Consider the following 14,342-nt stretch of genomic DNA (forward strand, 5'->3'; position numbering starts at 1 on the left):
ACGCCTCCGCGTCGTCCCCACGCCTCCGCATCCCCTCCCGTCCACGCCTCTCCCGCCCATGCCTGAAGGGAACCCCCTGCCATGACCATCCGCGTGATGCTCGTCGACGACCAGGTGCTGCTGCGCACCGGCTTCCGGATGGTGCTCGCGGCCCAGCCCGACATGGAGGTCGTCGCGGAGGCCGGTGACGGAGTCGAGGCCCTGGAGGTCCTCCGCTCCACCAAGGTCGACGTGATCCTCATGGACGTCCGTATGCCGCATCTGGACGGGGTGGAGACCACCCGCCGGATCTGCGAGGGCGGGCAGCGCGAGGACGCCCCGAAGGTGCTCATCCTGACCACCTTCGACCTGGACGAATACGCCTTCTCGGCCCTGAAGGCCGGGGCCAGCGGCTTCATGCTGAAGGACGTGCCGCCGGCTGAGCTGCTCTCCGCGATCCGGGCGGTGGAGAGCGGCGACGCGGTCGTCGCGCCCTCCACCACCCGCCGGCTCCTCGACCGGTTCACGCCGATGCTGCCCACTGCCTCCGCCACATCGGCCCACCCCGAGCTGGACCGGCTGACGGACCGCGAGCGGGAGGTGCTGCTCCTGGTCGCCCAGGGCCTGTCGAACGGTGAGATCGCGGGGCGGCTGGTGCTGTCCGAGGCCACGGTGAAGACCCATGTGGGGCGCATCCTCACCAAGCTGAGCCTGCGCGACCGGGTCCAGGCGGTGGTGCTGGCGTACGAGACGGGGCTGGTGAGGGCCGGGGGAGCGGGGGCGTAGGCGGATCGCCTGCCGCCGGCCGACTCTCGCCTACCGGAGTACGCCCTCCAGGAAGTCGCTGCCCAGCCGGGCCACCACCTGGAGGTCCAGCTGGTGCAGCACATAGCGGCCACGGCGCCGCGTCTGGACCAGCCCGGCTTTCTTCAGCGTCGCCACATGCCGCGACACCTCCGGCGCTGTGATGCCGTACGCGGCCGCCAGCTCCCCGGTGGTGTGCGGCCCCCGCGACAGCATCCGGCACAGCTGCATCCGCATCGGGTGCCCCAGCGCCTCCAGCCGTTGCTGTACGAGTTCCAGCGCGGCCGGAGCCGGCAACTCCGGGCCGGCGACGGGGTATTGCAGCACCGGCCGCCAGCCCGGAGCGTGGCTGAACAGCAGATGCGGCCAGCCGAACGACGTCGGCAGGAAGGTGACGCCGGGATCGGCGGGACTGGCGAACGCCGTGGTGCGTCCCCGGGCGAGCTTGTCGACCAGGATGCGGGTACCGCCACTGCCGTCCTGCGCGTCCTCCAGGGACAGTGCGCTCGACGTCGCGGACAGCGTCTCGGCCAGGCCCTTGTGCCGCAGCAGCTCGGTCTTGTGCCGGGCGTCGGCCGCCAGCTGGACGCCCACCCGGCGCCAGATGTCCCCGAAGAACGCGTCCTCGCAGTCCTCGAAGAGCCGGCGCAGCCATATCCGCAGGCCGTCGGGGTCGGTGAGCATCCGGTCGGTGAAGGCGGCCTGCCGGGGGCCGCGTGCGGCGGCCATCTCCCGCACCCGGGCGCGCTCGTGCTCGTCGACGAGCGGCGACGGCGTGCACCGGGTGTACGTCGTCGTGCAGGAGATCTCGAACACGGCGGCCACGAACCGCTCGTCGTCGATCTTGTCCAGCTCGTCCAGCTCCTCGGTCAGCGTCGCCCCGGGCCGGGCGGGCAGCAGGATGTCCGAACGGGCCGACCGCCACAGGAAGTCCGCCTCGCACAGCCGGTCGGCCAGGTCGGTCTTCAACGCCGCGTTGGTGGCGGTGACCCAGCCGTGCAGCCCGGGGTGGTGCGCCGGCTCGGACAGCGCGTGCAGTGCGGCGCCCAGCTCCGCGAGCGGGGAGGGCGCGAAGAGAACGCGCTCCGGCAGCAGCCCGGTGATGTCGATGACGTTGGCCATGGACCCATCATGCGCGAGGCCACGACCTGCACGGTCGTCGATTGACGGCTCCCGTCAATCGACGTGCCACCGGCCGCCGGTCGGCCCCACAGTGACGCCATGAACGCCACCCAGCAGCACCTCCTCGACGCCTACCGAGCCGCCCAGCACGGTGAGACCGCCCCGCCCGCCCCGGGCACCCGCACCGTCCGCACCGTCCGCGAAATCCAGCAGTGGCGCCGCTTCCAGGCCGTGATCGGCGAGCCGGAGGGCCGGCTCGCGGGGCGCATCGCGGGGCGGATCCGCCGGGCCCTGCGTGCCGTCTCCCGCCGTCACCTCCCCGCGGACCCCACCCGCTCCGCGTAGTCCACGAACTCCGCGTAGTCCACGAACTGCACAGGCTGCGTGGACGGCGCGAACTGCACGAACTGTACGGACGGCGCGAACGGTGCGAACGGCGCGGACACACGGGCTATGCGGGCTATGCGGGCTATGCGGGCTACGCGGGCTGCACCGACTGCACGAACTGTATGAACTCCGCGACCGCCGCCCGTATCTCCGGCCTCTCCGGCCTCTCCGGCCTCTCCGGCCTCTCCGACGTTGCCCATTCCAGACCCGGGGCGGCGATCGTCAGCTCCGTCATGGCCACTCCGGGCGGTCCGGCCAGGTCCGGCTCGGACCATCTGCCGAACAGGGCCGTCCCGGTCTCCTCCGCCTGGCGTACGGCGGCCTCGGTCAGCACCTCGGACGGGTACGGCAGCCACACCTGGAACTGGTGGGTGTACGGCACTTCCGGGTGCACCCTGAACCACGGCACGCCGGCATCGGCCAGCCCCTCGTGCAGGGCCCGCGCCACGACCTTGGCCTGGGCCACGTACTCCGGCAGCCGTGGCAGTTCGCGGTCCAGGCCGGCCAGCGCGGCCAGGGCGGCCGGCCACTGCTGGAACAGCTGGCCGCCGTAGCGGTGCCGCCAGGCCCGTGCCTCCGCCACGAAGTCCCCAGAGCCGGCGAGTGCGGCGCCCGATATGCCGCCCAACGACTTGTAGAAGGAGACGTACACGCTGTCCGCGAGGGCGGCGATCTCCGGGAGACCGCGGCCGAAATGCGGGCCGCACTCCCACAGCCGCGCGCCGTCGAAGTGCACCACCGCGTCGCGGTCCCGCGCCGCCGCCACGACCGAGGTCAGCTCCTCCCACGTCGGCAGGGTGAACCCGGCTTCCCGGAGGGGAAGTTCGAGCGCCAGCGTCCCGAAAGGCTCCCGCAGTTCGTAGACCTCCGCGGCTGTCGGCAGCCGTGGGGCGCGCGTCGGATGCACCATCCGCAGGCCGCTGACCACCGCGTACGCGTCGCGCTCATGCATCTCCAGATGGGAGAGCGGGTGGCCGGCCACCGTCGCGTTGCCCGTACGCCCCGCCCAGCAGCGCAGCGCCACCTGCTGAGCCATCGTGCCGGTCGGGAAGAACGCGGCGTCCTCGGTGCCCAGGGCCTCGGCGGTCCGGCGTTCCAGGGCACCGACCACGCCGTCGTCATTCGCGTAGATGTCGGTCACGTCGTCCAGGTCGTACGCGGCGGGGGCATCGGCCACCAGGCGGGCCAGCCGCTCGCGGATCGTCCCGACCCGCGCGCCGCCCGCCAGCACCCGCTCCGCGCCGCGGAACGCCGCCACCATGCGCGTCCGGTCGACCGGAGGGCCTGGGGTGCGGTCCCCTGCTCCTGCCCCTGCCCCTGCTCCTGCTCCTGCTCCTGCCCCTGCTTCGCCCATCTGCTGTTTCATGATTCCCCCTGATGTGTGCCTGCTGTGCCTGCCGCGTCGACTGCCCGTGCCGCGTCGACTGCCCGTGCCGTGCCGACTGCGCCTGCCGTGCCGGCTGTGTCTGCCGACCCGCGTCGTGGAACCGAGCATGGCCCAGCCCGCCGCAGGCCCGCGACCCCTGTGGATAACTCCGCGAGAGACCCTGGTCTCACCCTCAGCGCAGTCTCCGGACCCGCCGGAAGCACTCGCGTAGCATGGCGAGGAATCGTCCGGTACCCCTCCGCGGACTGGAACGGAAGGCCATCGCCGCGTGAACGCAAACCCACCTATCGAGGCCCAGGACCGCCCCGCACGGCTGACCGTAGGAGTCGTCGGCGCGGGACGTGTGGGGCCTGCCCTCGCCGCGGCGCTGCGGCTCGCAGGGCACCGCCCGGTCGCCGTGTCGGGGGTTTCCGACGCCTCCCGGCGACGCGCGGCCGAGCTGCTGCCCGGTGTCCCCGTGGTCACTCCGGCCGAGGTGCTCGCCCGTGCCGAGCTCGTCCTGCTGACGGTCCCCGACGACGCCCTCGCCGGCCTGGTACGCGGCCTCGCGGAGACCGGTGCCGTACGGCCGGGCCAGCTGCTGGTGCACACCTCCGGGCGCTACGGGACGGCGGTCCTGGAACCGGCCACCCGGGCCGGCGCGCTGCCGCTCGCCCTCCACCCGGCCATGACGTTCACCGGCACCTCCGTGGACGTCCAGCGGCTGGCCGGCTGCTCCTTCGGTGTGACCGCGCCCGATGAGTTGCGGATGGCCGCCGAGGCGCTGGTCATCGAGATGGGCGGCGAGCCGGAATGGATCACGGAATCCGCCCGTCCGCTCTACCACGCGGCGCTGGCGATCGGTGCGAATTACCTGGTCACCCTGGTCGCCCAGGCGATGGAGCTGCTCGGCGACGCCGGTGTGCAGGCGCCGAACCGGATGCTGGGCCCGCTGCTCGGCGCCGCGCTGGACAACGCGCTGCGCTCCGGCGACGCCGCGCTGACGGGTCCGGTCGCGCGCGGTGACGCGGGCACCGTCGCCGCCCATGTCGCCGAGCTGCGCCGGCACTCGCCGCAGAGCGTTGCCGGGTACCTCGCGATGGCCCGTATGACCGCGGACCGGGCGCTGGTCCAGGGCCTGCTGAAGCCGGAACTGGCCGAGGACCTGCTCGATGTGCTCGCGGACGCCGGTGAGGGCCCCCGCCCGGGCCCGGCCGCCCCGGATGTCGGCAGCGCGGCCGCCCCCGATGCCGACAGCCCGAACGCCGGCAGCCCGGGTGACGGCTCCGGCGGCCCCGATGACCGCTCCGGCCGCCCCGATGCGGGCCCCGGTACCCGTGGCGTGGGCCCTGGCCATGACTCTGGCCCTGACACCTCCGATGACGGTCCTGACGCGCCCGGCCGCGGCCTTGAGGGACCTGACCACGGCCCCGAGGGAGACGACCGATGAATTCCTCGCCGTCCACCCCCACTCCCACGCCTACCCCCACCCCCACGCCCGCTTCCGCCCCCGCTTCCACGGTCCTCCTCCACACCGCCGGCGCCCTCCGCGCCCTCCCGCGCCCCAGTGGCGGGCGGGCCGTCGTCATGACCATGGGGGCACTGCACGAGGGCCATGCCACCCTGATCCGCGCCGCCCGCCGGCGCGTCGGGCCGCAGGGACAGGTCGTCGTCACGGTCTTCGTCAATCCGCTGCAGTTCGGGGCGGGCGAGGACCTGGACCGCTATCCGCGGACCCTGGACGAGGACATCGAGCTGGCCGTCGCGGCGGGCGCGGACGTGGTGTTCGCGCCGTCCGCCGACGAGGTCTACCCGGGCGGAGAGCCGCAGGTAAGGATCACCGCGGGTCCCATGGGCACGCTCCTGGAGGGCGCCAGCCGCCCGGGACACTTCGACGGGGTGCTGACCGTCGTCGCCAAGCTGCTGCACCTGACCGCGCCGGACCTCGCGTTCTTCGGCCAGAAGGACGCCCAGCAGCTCGCCGTGATCACGCGGATGGCCGCCGACCTGAACTTCCCGGTGGAGATCGTCGGCGTTCCGACGGTACGAGAGGAGGACGGGCTCGCCCTCTCCAGCCGCAACCGCTATCTGTCCACCCCGGAGCGGCGCACCGCGCTCGCGCTCTCCGCGGCCCTGTTCGCGGCCCGCGACCGGCTCACCGCCGAAGAGGCGCTGCGCGCCCGCGCCGTCTCCACGGGCCACCCCGCACAGGACCGCTCCGCGGCGCTGGCCGCCCTCGGTGAGGACCGGGCCGCCGCCGACGCGCACGCCGTCGCCTACGCCGCCGCCGGCCCCCCGCACGGGCCGTCCGTGGCACGTGCCGCGGCCCGCGCCGTCCTGGACGACGCCGCCCGGCTGGAGCCACCGCTCAGGCTCGACTACCTGGCGCTGGTCGATCCGTCGGACTTCACCGAGATCGCGGACTCCTACGAAGGCGAGGCGGTCCTCGCGGTCGCCGCCAAGGTCGGCACGACCCGTCTCATCGACAACATCCGGCTCACTTTCGTACCGACCGGCACAGGCACCGACGTACCGACCGGCACAGGCACCGACGTACCGACCCGCACCGGCACGGACGTACCGCCGACAAGTGCTCCCCGCACTTCCCGCACTTCCCACGCTGCCCGCGATCCCCGCACTCCCCACGCTCCCCAAGGCCCCCTCGGAGGGACCCGATGACGGTCACCGGAACAGGCCCCGCCACCGGAACAGACACCGGCCACGGCCCCCATCCCGTACCAGGCACGGCCCTTGACCCCGTACCGGGCACGGACCTCGACCCCGTACCGGGCACCGCTATACGCCTGACCGCCCCCGCCCCCGGCTGGGCCATCGACGCGGACGTCGTCGTCGTGGGCTCCGGAGTGGCCGGGCTGACCGCCGCGCTGCGCTGCGCCGCGGCCGGGCGCCGGACGGTCGTCGTCACCAAGGCCCGCCTGGACGACGGCTCCACCCGGTGGGCGCAGGGCGGAATCGCCGCGGCACTGGGCGACGGCGACTCCCCTGAGCAGCATCTGGCCGACACCCTCGTCGCGGGCGCCGGGCTGTGCGACGAGGCGGCCGTACGGACCCTGGTCACCGAAGGCCCGGACGCCGTCCACCGGCTCATCGCGGCCGGTGCCCGCTTCGACACGGCACCGGACAGCGACGAGATGGCGCTCACCCGCGAGGGCGGCCACCACCGCCGCCGTATCCTGCACGCCGGCGGTGACGCCACCGGCGCCGAGATCTCCCGCGCACTGGTCGACGCGGTCCGCGCCGCCGGACTGCGCACCATCGAGAACGCCCTCGTCCTCGACCTGCTCACGGACGCCGACGGCCGTACGTCCGGCGTCACCCTGCACGTCATGGGGGAGGGCCAGCACGACGGCGTCGGCGCCGTACACGCCCCGGCCGTGGTCCTCGCCACCGGGGGCATGGGGCAGGTCTTCTCCGCGACCACCAACCCGGCCGTCTCCACGGGAGACGGGGTGGCCCTGGCGCTGCGGGCCGGCGCCGAGGTGTCGGACCTCGAATTCGTGCAGTTCCACCCCACGGTCCTGTACCTGGGCCCGGAGGCGGAGGGCCAGCAGCCGCTGATCTCCGAGGCCGTACGGGGCGAGGGCGCGCACCTCGTCGACGCCGACGGCACGCGTTTCATGGTCGGGCAGCACGAGCTCGCCGAGCTGGCGCCGCGCGACATCGTCGCCAAGGCGATCCGGCGCCGGGCGCACGAACAGGGCGTCGACCACATGTATCTGGACGCCCGGCACTTCGGCGCCCGGATGTGGGAGACCCGCTTCCCGACCATCCTGGCCGCCTGCCGCAGCCACGGCATCGACCCGGTCACCGAACCGATACCGGTCGCCCCGGCCGCTCACCACGCCTCCGGAGGCGTCCGCACCGACCTGCACGGCCGCACCACGGTGCCCGGCCTCTACGCGTGCGGCGAGGTCGCCTGCACCGGCGTCCACGGTGCCAACCGGCTCGCCTCCAACTCCCTCCTGGAGGGCCTGGTCTTCGCCGAGCGGATCGCCTCGGACATCGCCGGCGGTCCCGGTGGTGGCGTACCCGGTGGTGACACCTCCGGCAGCGGCGTACCCGGGTGCCCGGCCCCCGCGCCGGTGTCCGCCCCCGCGCCGGTGTCCACGACCACGACCGGGCCCGCGGGCGCCCCGGCGCCTCGTACCGCGCTGCCGTTGCTCGCCCCCGAGGCCCGGGGCGAAGTCCAGCGGATCATGACCACCGGGGCCGGCGTGCTGCGCAGCGCCGACAGCCTCGCCCGGGCGGCCGCGGAGCTGGACCGGATCCACCGCGAAGCGAGGGAGGCGGCGGCCGCCGGGAACGGCGACGACGGCCCCGAGGCCACCGGCGAGGCCCCTGGCTCCCTGGGGTCCCCCGAGACCACCCACAAGGTGCCCGAGCCCGGTGTGGAGGCCTGGGAGGCCACCAACCTGCTGTGTGTCGCCCGGGTGCTGGTCGCCGCCGCTCAGCGCCGCGCGGAGACCCGCGGCTGCCATTGGCGCGAGGACCACCCGGACCGGGACGATGCCTCCTGGCGCCGCCACTTCCGCATCACCCTGGGGGCGGACCGCGCGCTACGCATCCATACGACGGCGACCGCCGACTTCCCACCCACCGTCGACTCCCCGAACGCGCTCCCCACCGTCGACTCCTCGAACGCGCCCTCCACCGTCGACTCCCCGAACGCGCCCACCACCGCTGGGTCCCCGAACACACCCACCACCGACTCCCCGAATACGGAGCCCACCCCGTGAGCAGCACCACCGACGACCTCCCCTTCCCCCAGATCGGCGGGCCCGCCGGCGGCGTCCCCACCGGTGGCGGCTGCGGCGACGCCTGCGGGTGCGCCGGCGACGACGGCTCGTCCGGGATCGACCCGCTGACCTGTGGACTCGACCCCGACCTGGCCGCCCTCCTGGTCGCCGCCGGGCTCGACCCCGTACAGGTCGAGGACATCGCGCACCTCGCCATCGAGGAGGACCTCGACCAGGGGGTGGACGTCACGACCGTGGCCACCATCCCGGCGGACGCGTTCGCCACTGGTGACTTCACCGCGCGAGAGGCCGGTACGGTCGCCGGGCTGCGGATCGCCGAGGCGGTGCTCTCCCTCGTGTGCACCGAGGAGTTCGCGGTCGAGCGGCACGTCGAGGACGGCGACCGGGTCGCGGCCGGCGCCAAGCTGCTGACGGTCACCACCCGTACCCGCGATCTGCTCACCGCCGAACGCAGCGCGCTGAACCTCCTCTGCCGGCTGTCGGGCATCGCCACCGCGACCCGGGCCTGGGCGGACGCCCTGGAGGGGACCAAGGCCAAGGTCCGCGACACCCGTAAGACGACGCCGGGGCTGCGCGCCCTGGAGAAGTTCGCGGTGCGCTGCGGTGGCGGCGTCAACCACCGGATGTCGCTGTCCGACGCGGCGCTGATCAAGGACAACCACGTGGTCGCGGCCGGCGGGGTGGCCGCGGCGTTCGCCGCCGTACGGGAGGAGTTCCCCGGGGTGCCGATCGAGGTGGAGGTCGACCGGCTCGACCAGATCCCGCCGATCCTCGCCCAGGGCGTCGAGCTCATCCTGCTGGACAACTTCACCCCGGAGCAGACCCGGGAGGCCGTGGAACTGGTCGCCGGGCGCGCGATGCTGGAGTCCTCGGGCCGGCTCACCCTGGACAACGCCCGTACGTACGCCGAGACCGGCATCGACTACCTGGCCGTCGGGTCGCTGACGCACTCCTCCCCGATCCTCGACATCGGCCTCGACCTGCGCGAGGACGACGAAGCCGTGGCCGTGGACGCCGTAGCCGTGGAAGCCGTGGGCGAAGAAGCCGAAGGAGCGGACGACGAGCACGGGGCGGACGACAAGCACCGGAACGAGCGCTGACCGCCATGCTGCTGACCATCGACGTAGGAAACACCCACACCGTCCTGGGCCTCTTCGACGGCGATGAGATCGTCGAGCACTGGCGCATCTCCACCGACGCCCGCCGCACCGCCGACGAACTCGCCGTGCTGCTGCAGGGCCTGATGGGCATGCACCCGCTGCTCGGCGACGACCTGGGCGACGGCATCGAGGGCATCTCCATCTGCTCCACCGTGCCCTCCGTCCTGCACGAGCTGCGCGAGGTCACCCGGCGCTACTACGGGGACGTGCCCGCCGTCCTGGTGGAGCCGGGCGTCAAGACGGGCGTTCCGGTCCTGATGGACAACCCGAAGGAGGTCGGCGCCGACCGGATCATCAATGCCCTGGCGGCGGTCGAGCTCTACGGCGGCCCGGCGGTGGTCGTGGACTTCGGTACGGCCACGACGTTCGACGCGGTCAGCGCGCGCGGCGAGTACGTGGGCGGCGTGATCGCGCCGGGCATCGAGATCTCGGTGGACGCGCTGGGGGTCAAGGGCGCCCAGCTCCGCAAGATCGAACTGGCCCGGCCGCGCAGCGTCATCGGCAAGAACACCGTCGAGGCGATGCAGTCCGGCATCCTCTACGGCTTCGCCGGCCAGGTCGACGGCGTGGTCCAGCGGATGGCGCGGGAGCTGGCCGAGGAGCCGGACGAGGTGACCGTGATCGCCACCGGCGGGCTGGCCCCGATGGTGCTCGGCGAGTCCTCGGTGATCGATGCGCACGAGCCCTGGCTGACCCTGATCGGGCTGCGCCTGGTGTACGAGCGCAACGTCGGCCGGGCGTGAACGCCGGCTGTCGGCCCGGCGTAACGCCGACCGGGCGTGAACGTCGGCTGCCGGCCGGGCGCAACGCCAGCCGGGCGCAGTCGGCGACCTCGGCGTAACCGGCGACCCCGGCGTAACCGGCGACCGGCCGCGGGACGGCGACGCGAGGCGGCTCGAGGTGACGGTCTGACGGTCGCGCGCCGGTGCGAGGCGGTGCGGCTCGCTGCCGCGCCACCATTCACGAATTAAGCGGCTTTTGTCCAAATAGGTCGTAAAGTCGCTATATGCCAATGCCAAACGGAACCCGCGGCGGCGTGGCGTTCAGCGCCGAAGAGTTGCGTGTGCTCCGTCGCGCCCTCGCCCACGCCCTCCGGACGACCCCCTGCCCCGCCCCGCCGGCCGCCCCCGGCCCCGAGGGTGCGCGGGACATCCAGGAATATCTCCGGCTGGCCGAGGCCGTCGACGAGGCGGTCAGCGAAGGCGGCCGGCTGCGCGCCTTCCTGCTCGCCGACCTCGCCCGCTATCGCGAAGCCCTGCCCGCTACGGCCGCCGGCTACCTCGCGCTGCTGACCGAGGCCCTGGAGGCCGGCCACACCCCCGGCCCCGAGGACCTCGCCGCGCTGCGTGCGCTGCCCACCCGGCACGCCGGTCCGGCCGTACGCGAGCGCCGCGGCGCCCTGCTGCGCCACTGTGAGCGCCTGGCCGAACACTCCGTACGGGTACGGCTGCGCGCACTGCCGGGCGGCCGCTCAGGGGCCCGCGGCGGGCGGGAGCCGGACCCCGCTCGCGAGCCGAAACCGGAGCGCAAGCCGGACCCCGCGCCGGCGCCCGCACCTGCGCCCGCGCCGCAGCCGAAAGTCCCACGGCGCGACCGGCCGATCCCCACGCCCGGCGAGGTCTTCCCGCCCCGCCGCAAGCCCGCTCGGCCCCCCGCGAGCCGCACCGCCTGAGGGCTGCGTAGGCTGACGGGGTACGTCCGGATGCTCATGCCCGCCAGGGAGGCCCTTCGTCATGGATTACGTCGCAGCGCTGCTCCCGCCCGCGGTGATGGCCGTGGCCTTCACCTTCCTGATCGTCACGATCATCAAGAGCCAGGGCGGCGCGAACAAGGCCAAGGAGGACGCCGCCGTGGACTCCGCACTGGCCCGCGCGGAGTCCTCCGGCCAGAGCCCCACGGCGCACGGCGCCTGAACCGCCCGACGGGCGCAGCGCACCCGTACGGCCCGGGACCCGAGCGTCCCGGGCCGTACGCATGCCGTGGGATTCCTTCGCCGCGACGAGCGACGCGTGCTGCGACGAGCGACGCGTGCTGCGACGCGCGACGCGACGAGTCGGCGCACACGCGCGAGAACAGGCGCACACGCACCAGAACAACGGACATTCCTGACATCTACGACTATTGTTCTTGTGTGCCGAGGCCATTGGGTGATCTGGAAGACGCGGTCATGACGCGGGTCTGGGAGTGGAACCGCCCGGTCACCGTTCGAGAAGTCCTGGAAGATCTGCAGAAGGAACGGTCGATCGCCTACACAACGGTCATGACCGTATTGGACAACCTTCATCAGAAGGGCTGGGTGCGCCGCGAAGCGGAAGGCCGCGCCTATCGATATGAGGCGGTCTCCACACGCGCCGCCTACGCGGCCGCACTGATGAACGAGGCATGGTCCGCCAGTGACAACCCGGCCGCCGCACTCGTGGCCTTCTTCGGCATGATGTCGCCGGACCAGCGCCATGCCCTGCGCGATGCTGTACGGATCGTCCAGGCCGACGACGAACGAGCCGAAGAACGGGCCGAAGAACGGGCCGAAGAACGGGCCGGAGAACGGGCCGGAGAGGGACCGCGAGCGGGCCGTGAAGCCGGATCCGAGGAACGGGGCGAACCCGGGACGGGCGGCGAGGGCAAGGGGCGATAGCGTCCGGGCATGCCTCCCCATTCAAAAGGGCTCACCGTCCGCCGTGCCAGGACCAGTGATGTACCGGCCGTACGCCGGCTCATCGACGCCTACTCACGTGACGGGATCCTGCTCGACAAGGCGACCGTCACGCTTTACGAGGACATTCAGGAGTTCTGGGTCGCGGAGCGCGACGAAGACGGCGAGGTCGTCGGCTGCGGGGCACTCCACGTCATGTGGGAAGACCTCGCCGAGGTCCGCACCCTGGCCGTGGATCCGCGGCTGAAGGGGTCGGGAGTCGGCCATCAGGTGCTGGACAAGCTGCTGCGCACCGCGAGCTGGCTCGGAGTGCGGCGCATTTTCTGTCTCACCTTCGAAGTCGACTTCTTCGGCAAGCACGGCTTCGTGGAGATCGGTGAGGCACCCGTGGACGGGGATGTCTACAGCGAGCTGCTGCGTTCCTATGACGAGGGCGTTGCGGAGTTCCTCGGTCTCGAACGAGTGAAGCCCAACACCCTCGGTAACAGCCGGATGCTTCTGCATCTGTGATCCGCACCTGGGATCTCGCCTGCGATCTGTACCTGTGAAGAGTGTTCTATGTCCGAATCGCTCCCCTATCTCATGGCTAGCGCCCTATCTCAGGCCAGGGAAGTGGCCAGGGAAGCATGCGTTCCCCTGTCTGTGGGCAAGTGAACCCTACCCAAGGGTTTGTGTTTTTCCCGGAAAAGCGGTTTGCTTTCCGTCGTAATCCGCATTCGATGAAAGGGAAACCCGTGGCACAGAAGGTTCAGGTTCTTCTTGTCGACGACCTCGACGGCGGCGAGGCCCACGAGACGGTGACGTTCGCTCTCGACGGTAAGTCCTACGAGATCGACCTCTCGGACTCCAACGCCGACAAGCTGCGTGACTCGCTTGCGGAGTTCGTGAAGGCGGGCCGCAAGACCGGTGGCCGTTCCGGCGCCCGCGGCAAGGGTCGCGCGACGGCTTCCGCGGGAAGCCAGGACACCGCGAAGATCCGCGCCTGGGCGAAGGAGAACGGCTACAACGTCAATGACCGCGGCCGTGTCCCCGCCGACATTCGCGAGGCATTCGAGAAGGCCAACGCCTGATCGCCGCACGCGCGGTCCGATTGGCCATTACGAGCACTCCGGCCATTACGAGCACGCACCAACCGGGCACGGTGGCACTCCGTCGCCGCCGTGCTCACGAGTCGTACGAGGTCGGGGGCGCTTCCGCGGTCCCCGGTACCTGCCCCGATCCCCGTGGCGGGCAGGGAATTCTCCGCCTCGTACCCGGGTCGGGGAGGCCGCACCCATTCCGCGGCCTCCCGCGGTCCGAATCCGCCGGGTTCCGCGGCCTCCCGCGAGCGGAATCCGCCGGGCGCCGACTCCGGCGGAGCGCCGGCGGGGAATGCCGGCGCGGGCATCCGGTCTCCGGCCCCACGGGCGGTGAGATCCGGCGCCAGAGGGCCCCACTCCAGCCATTCCAGGATTCCCGGGAGTTCCTCGGCGCCGCCGGCCGCGATGAACACGAGCAGTTTCGGCCGATCACCGGGCTGATTTCCGTCGCGTCCGGTGTGCAGCAGCGCCACCGGGCCGGTGTGCGGCCAGCGCCGCAGTACGGCGCACCCCGCGTCATACGGCATCTCCAGGGCGTCGAAGCGCAGCCCCGTCAGCAGTTCCACCGGTGCCGCACCGGTGGTCGGCCAGCCCAGCTCGTCCTCGTACCACCGGCGGACGGCGGCGAGGGGGCTGCGGGGGTGCGGAAAGGGCACGCGGGCCATGCCCGGTGCAACTCCGCACCCTCCAGGAAGTTACGCTGGGTGGAATTCCGGAAACTGTGTGTGCTCTCCGTGAGGTGCGACGGAGCATTCGGCGGCGCGCGGATGTTCGCCCGTAGCGGATGGAAGCTGCCCGCGCCGCATGGAGTGTCAGTGGCGGCGGGTAAGACAGTCTCAGTGGAAAGAGACGGTGTGACCGGCGCACACGGCGCCGCGGTCCCGGCGATGGCGGGATGCCGACGGTGTGTCGGGCAGGGCCGCGTTCGCCACGGGCGTAGCGGCGGACGGCGTATATGCCTGGCCTGCGGGAACATCGTCTCGCACCATCGAGTTGGAGCAGATGTCAGCTGTT

General features: G+C 72.4%; 15 protein-coding genes. 12 read left to right on the top strand and 3 right to left on the bottom strand.

Annotated elements, in window-relative coordinates:
- Positions 1–81 precede the first annotated feature (81 nt).
- A complete protein-coding gene (locus tag ACFY12_RS33405) occupies positions 82–765 on the top strand; it encodes a response regulator (RefSeq protein ID WP_390719723.1) in 684 nt (227 codons plus the stop codon).
- Between the two features lie 30 nt (positions 766–795).
- On the opposite strand, the gene ACFY12_RS33410 is transcribed toward ACFY12_RS33405, so the two are convergent.
- A complete protein-coding gene (locus ACFY12_RS33410) occupies positions 796–1,905 on the bottom strand; it encodes a DUF5937 family protein (RefSeq protein ID WP_390719724.1) in 1,110 nt (369 codons plus the stop codon).
- A gap of 99 nt (positions 1,906–2,004) precedes the next feature.
- Here ACFY12_RS33410 and ACFY12_RS33415 point away from each other — a divergent pair, with 99 nt between their 5' ends.
- Entirely contained in the window at positions 2,005–2,250 is a 246-nt protein-coding gene (locus ACFY12_RS33415) for a hypothetical protein (protein ID WP_390719725.1), read from the top strand.
- 133 nt (positions 2,251–2,383) lie between these two features.
- Here ACFY12_RS33415 and ACFY12_RS33420 read toward each other — a convergent pair whose 3' ends face one another.
- Positions 2,384–3,553, bottom strand: coding sequence for a threonine aldolase family protein (locus ACFY12_RS33420; protein WP_390719726.1), 1,170 nt, complete (start codon positions 3,551–3,553; stop codon positions 2,384–2,386).
- A gap of 394 nt (positions 3,554–3,947) precedes the next feature.
- Between ACFY12_RS33420 and ACFY12_RS33425 the strand changes: the two genes are divergently transcribed.
- The 10 genes from ACFY12_RS33425 to ACFY12_RS33470 all read left to right on the top strand — a co-directional run bounded on the left by ACFY12_RS33425 (position 3,948) and on the right by ACFY12_RS33470 (position 13,319).
- The gene (locus ACFY12_RS33425; protein ID WP_390719727.1) at positions 3,948–5,108 is read left to right on the top strand and encodes a DUF2520 domain-containing protein; all 1,161 of its coding nucleotides are present in this window, start codon (positions 3,948–3,950) and stop codon (positions 5,106–5,108) included.
- Positions 5,105–6,337 (top strand): pantoate--beta-alanine ligase, encoded by a 1,233-nt coding sequence (panC, locus tag ACFY12_RS33430; RefSeq protein ID WP_390719728.1) that lies wholly within the window; start codon positions 5,105–5,107, stop codon positions 6,335–6,337. Before ACFY12_RS33425 ends, panC begins: the two co-directional genes overlap by 4 nt.
- Entirely contained in the window at positions 6,334–8,415 is a 2,082-nt protein-coding gene (locus ACFY12_RS33435; RefSeq protein ID WP_390719729.1) for an L-aspartate oxidase, read from the top strand. Before panC ends, ACFY12_RS33435 begins: the two co-directional genes overlap by 4 nt.
- Positions 8,412–9,536 (top strand): carboxylating nicotinate-nucleotide diphosphorylase, encoded by a 1,125-nt coding sequence (gene nadC / locus ACFY12_RS33440; RefSeq protein ID WP_390719730.1) that lies wholly within the window; start codon positions 8,412–8,414, stop codon positions 9,534–9,536. The genes ACFY12_RS33435 and nadC overlap by 4 nt, the downstream gene beginning before the upstream one ends.
- Before the next feature lie 5 nt (positions 9,537–9,541).
- Positions 9,542–10,339, top strand: a complete 798-nt coding sequence (locus ACFY12_RS33445) for a type III pantothenate kinase (RefSeq protein ID WP_390719731.1) — start codon at positions 9,542–9,544, stop codon at positions 10,337–10,339.
- Between the two features lie 263 nt (positions 10,340–10,602).
- The gene (locus tag ACFY12_RS33450) at positions 10,603–11,268 is read left to right on the top strand and encodes a hypothetical protein (RefSeq protein WP_390719732.1); all 666 of its coding nucleotides are present in this window, start codon (positions 10,603–10,605) and stop codon (positions 11,266–11,268) included.
- A 61-nt stretch (positions 11,269–11,329) separates the two neighbouring features.
- Positions 11,330–11,509, top strand: coding sequence for a hypothetical protein (locus tag ACFY12_RS33455; protein ID WP_390719733.1), 180 nt, complete (start codon positions 11,330–11,332; stop codon positions 11,507–11,509).
- Between the two features lie 254 nt (positions 11,510–11,763).
- Positions 11,764–12,231, top strand: a complete 468-nt coding sequence (locus ACFY12_RS33460; RefSeq protein ID WP_390719774.1) for a BlaI/MecI/CopY family transcriptional regulator — start codon at positions 11,764–11,766, stop codon at positions 12,229–12,231.
- 9 nt (positions 12,232–12,240) lie between these two features.
- On the top strand, positions 12,241–12,759 hold the full coding sequence (locus ACFY12_RS33465) for an amino-acid N-acetyltransferase (RefSeq protein WP_390719734.1): 519 nt from the start codon (positions 12,241–12,243) through the stop codon (positions 12,757–12,759).
- Positions 12,760–12,983: 224 nt separating this feature from the next.
- Positions 12,984–13,319: an Lsr2 family protein gene (locus tag ACFY12_RS33470; RefSeq protein ID WP_390719735.1), complete on the top strand. Its 336-nt coding sequence runs from the start codon at positions 12,984–12,986 to the stop codon at positions 13,317–13,319.
- On the opposite strand, the gene ACFY12_RS33475 is transcribed toward ACFY12_RS33470, so the two are convergent.
- Positions 13,250–13,993 (bottom strand): SCO3374 family protein, encoded by a 744-nt coding sequence (locus ACFY12_RS33475; protein ID WP_390719736.1) that lies wholly within the window; start codon positions 13,991–13,993, stop codon positions 13,250–13,252. The two genes, ACFY12_RS33470 and ACFY12_RS33475, sit on opposite strands and share 70 nt — an antisense overlap.
- Between the last annotated feature and the right edge of the window lie 349 nt (positions 13,994–14,342).

The sequence above is a fragment of the Streptomyces sp. NPDC001339 genome, from assembly GCF_042895955.1.
Classification (GTDB): domain Bacteria; phylum Actinomycetota; class Actinomycetes; order Streptomycetales; family Streptomycetaceae; genus Streptomyces.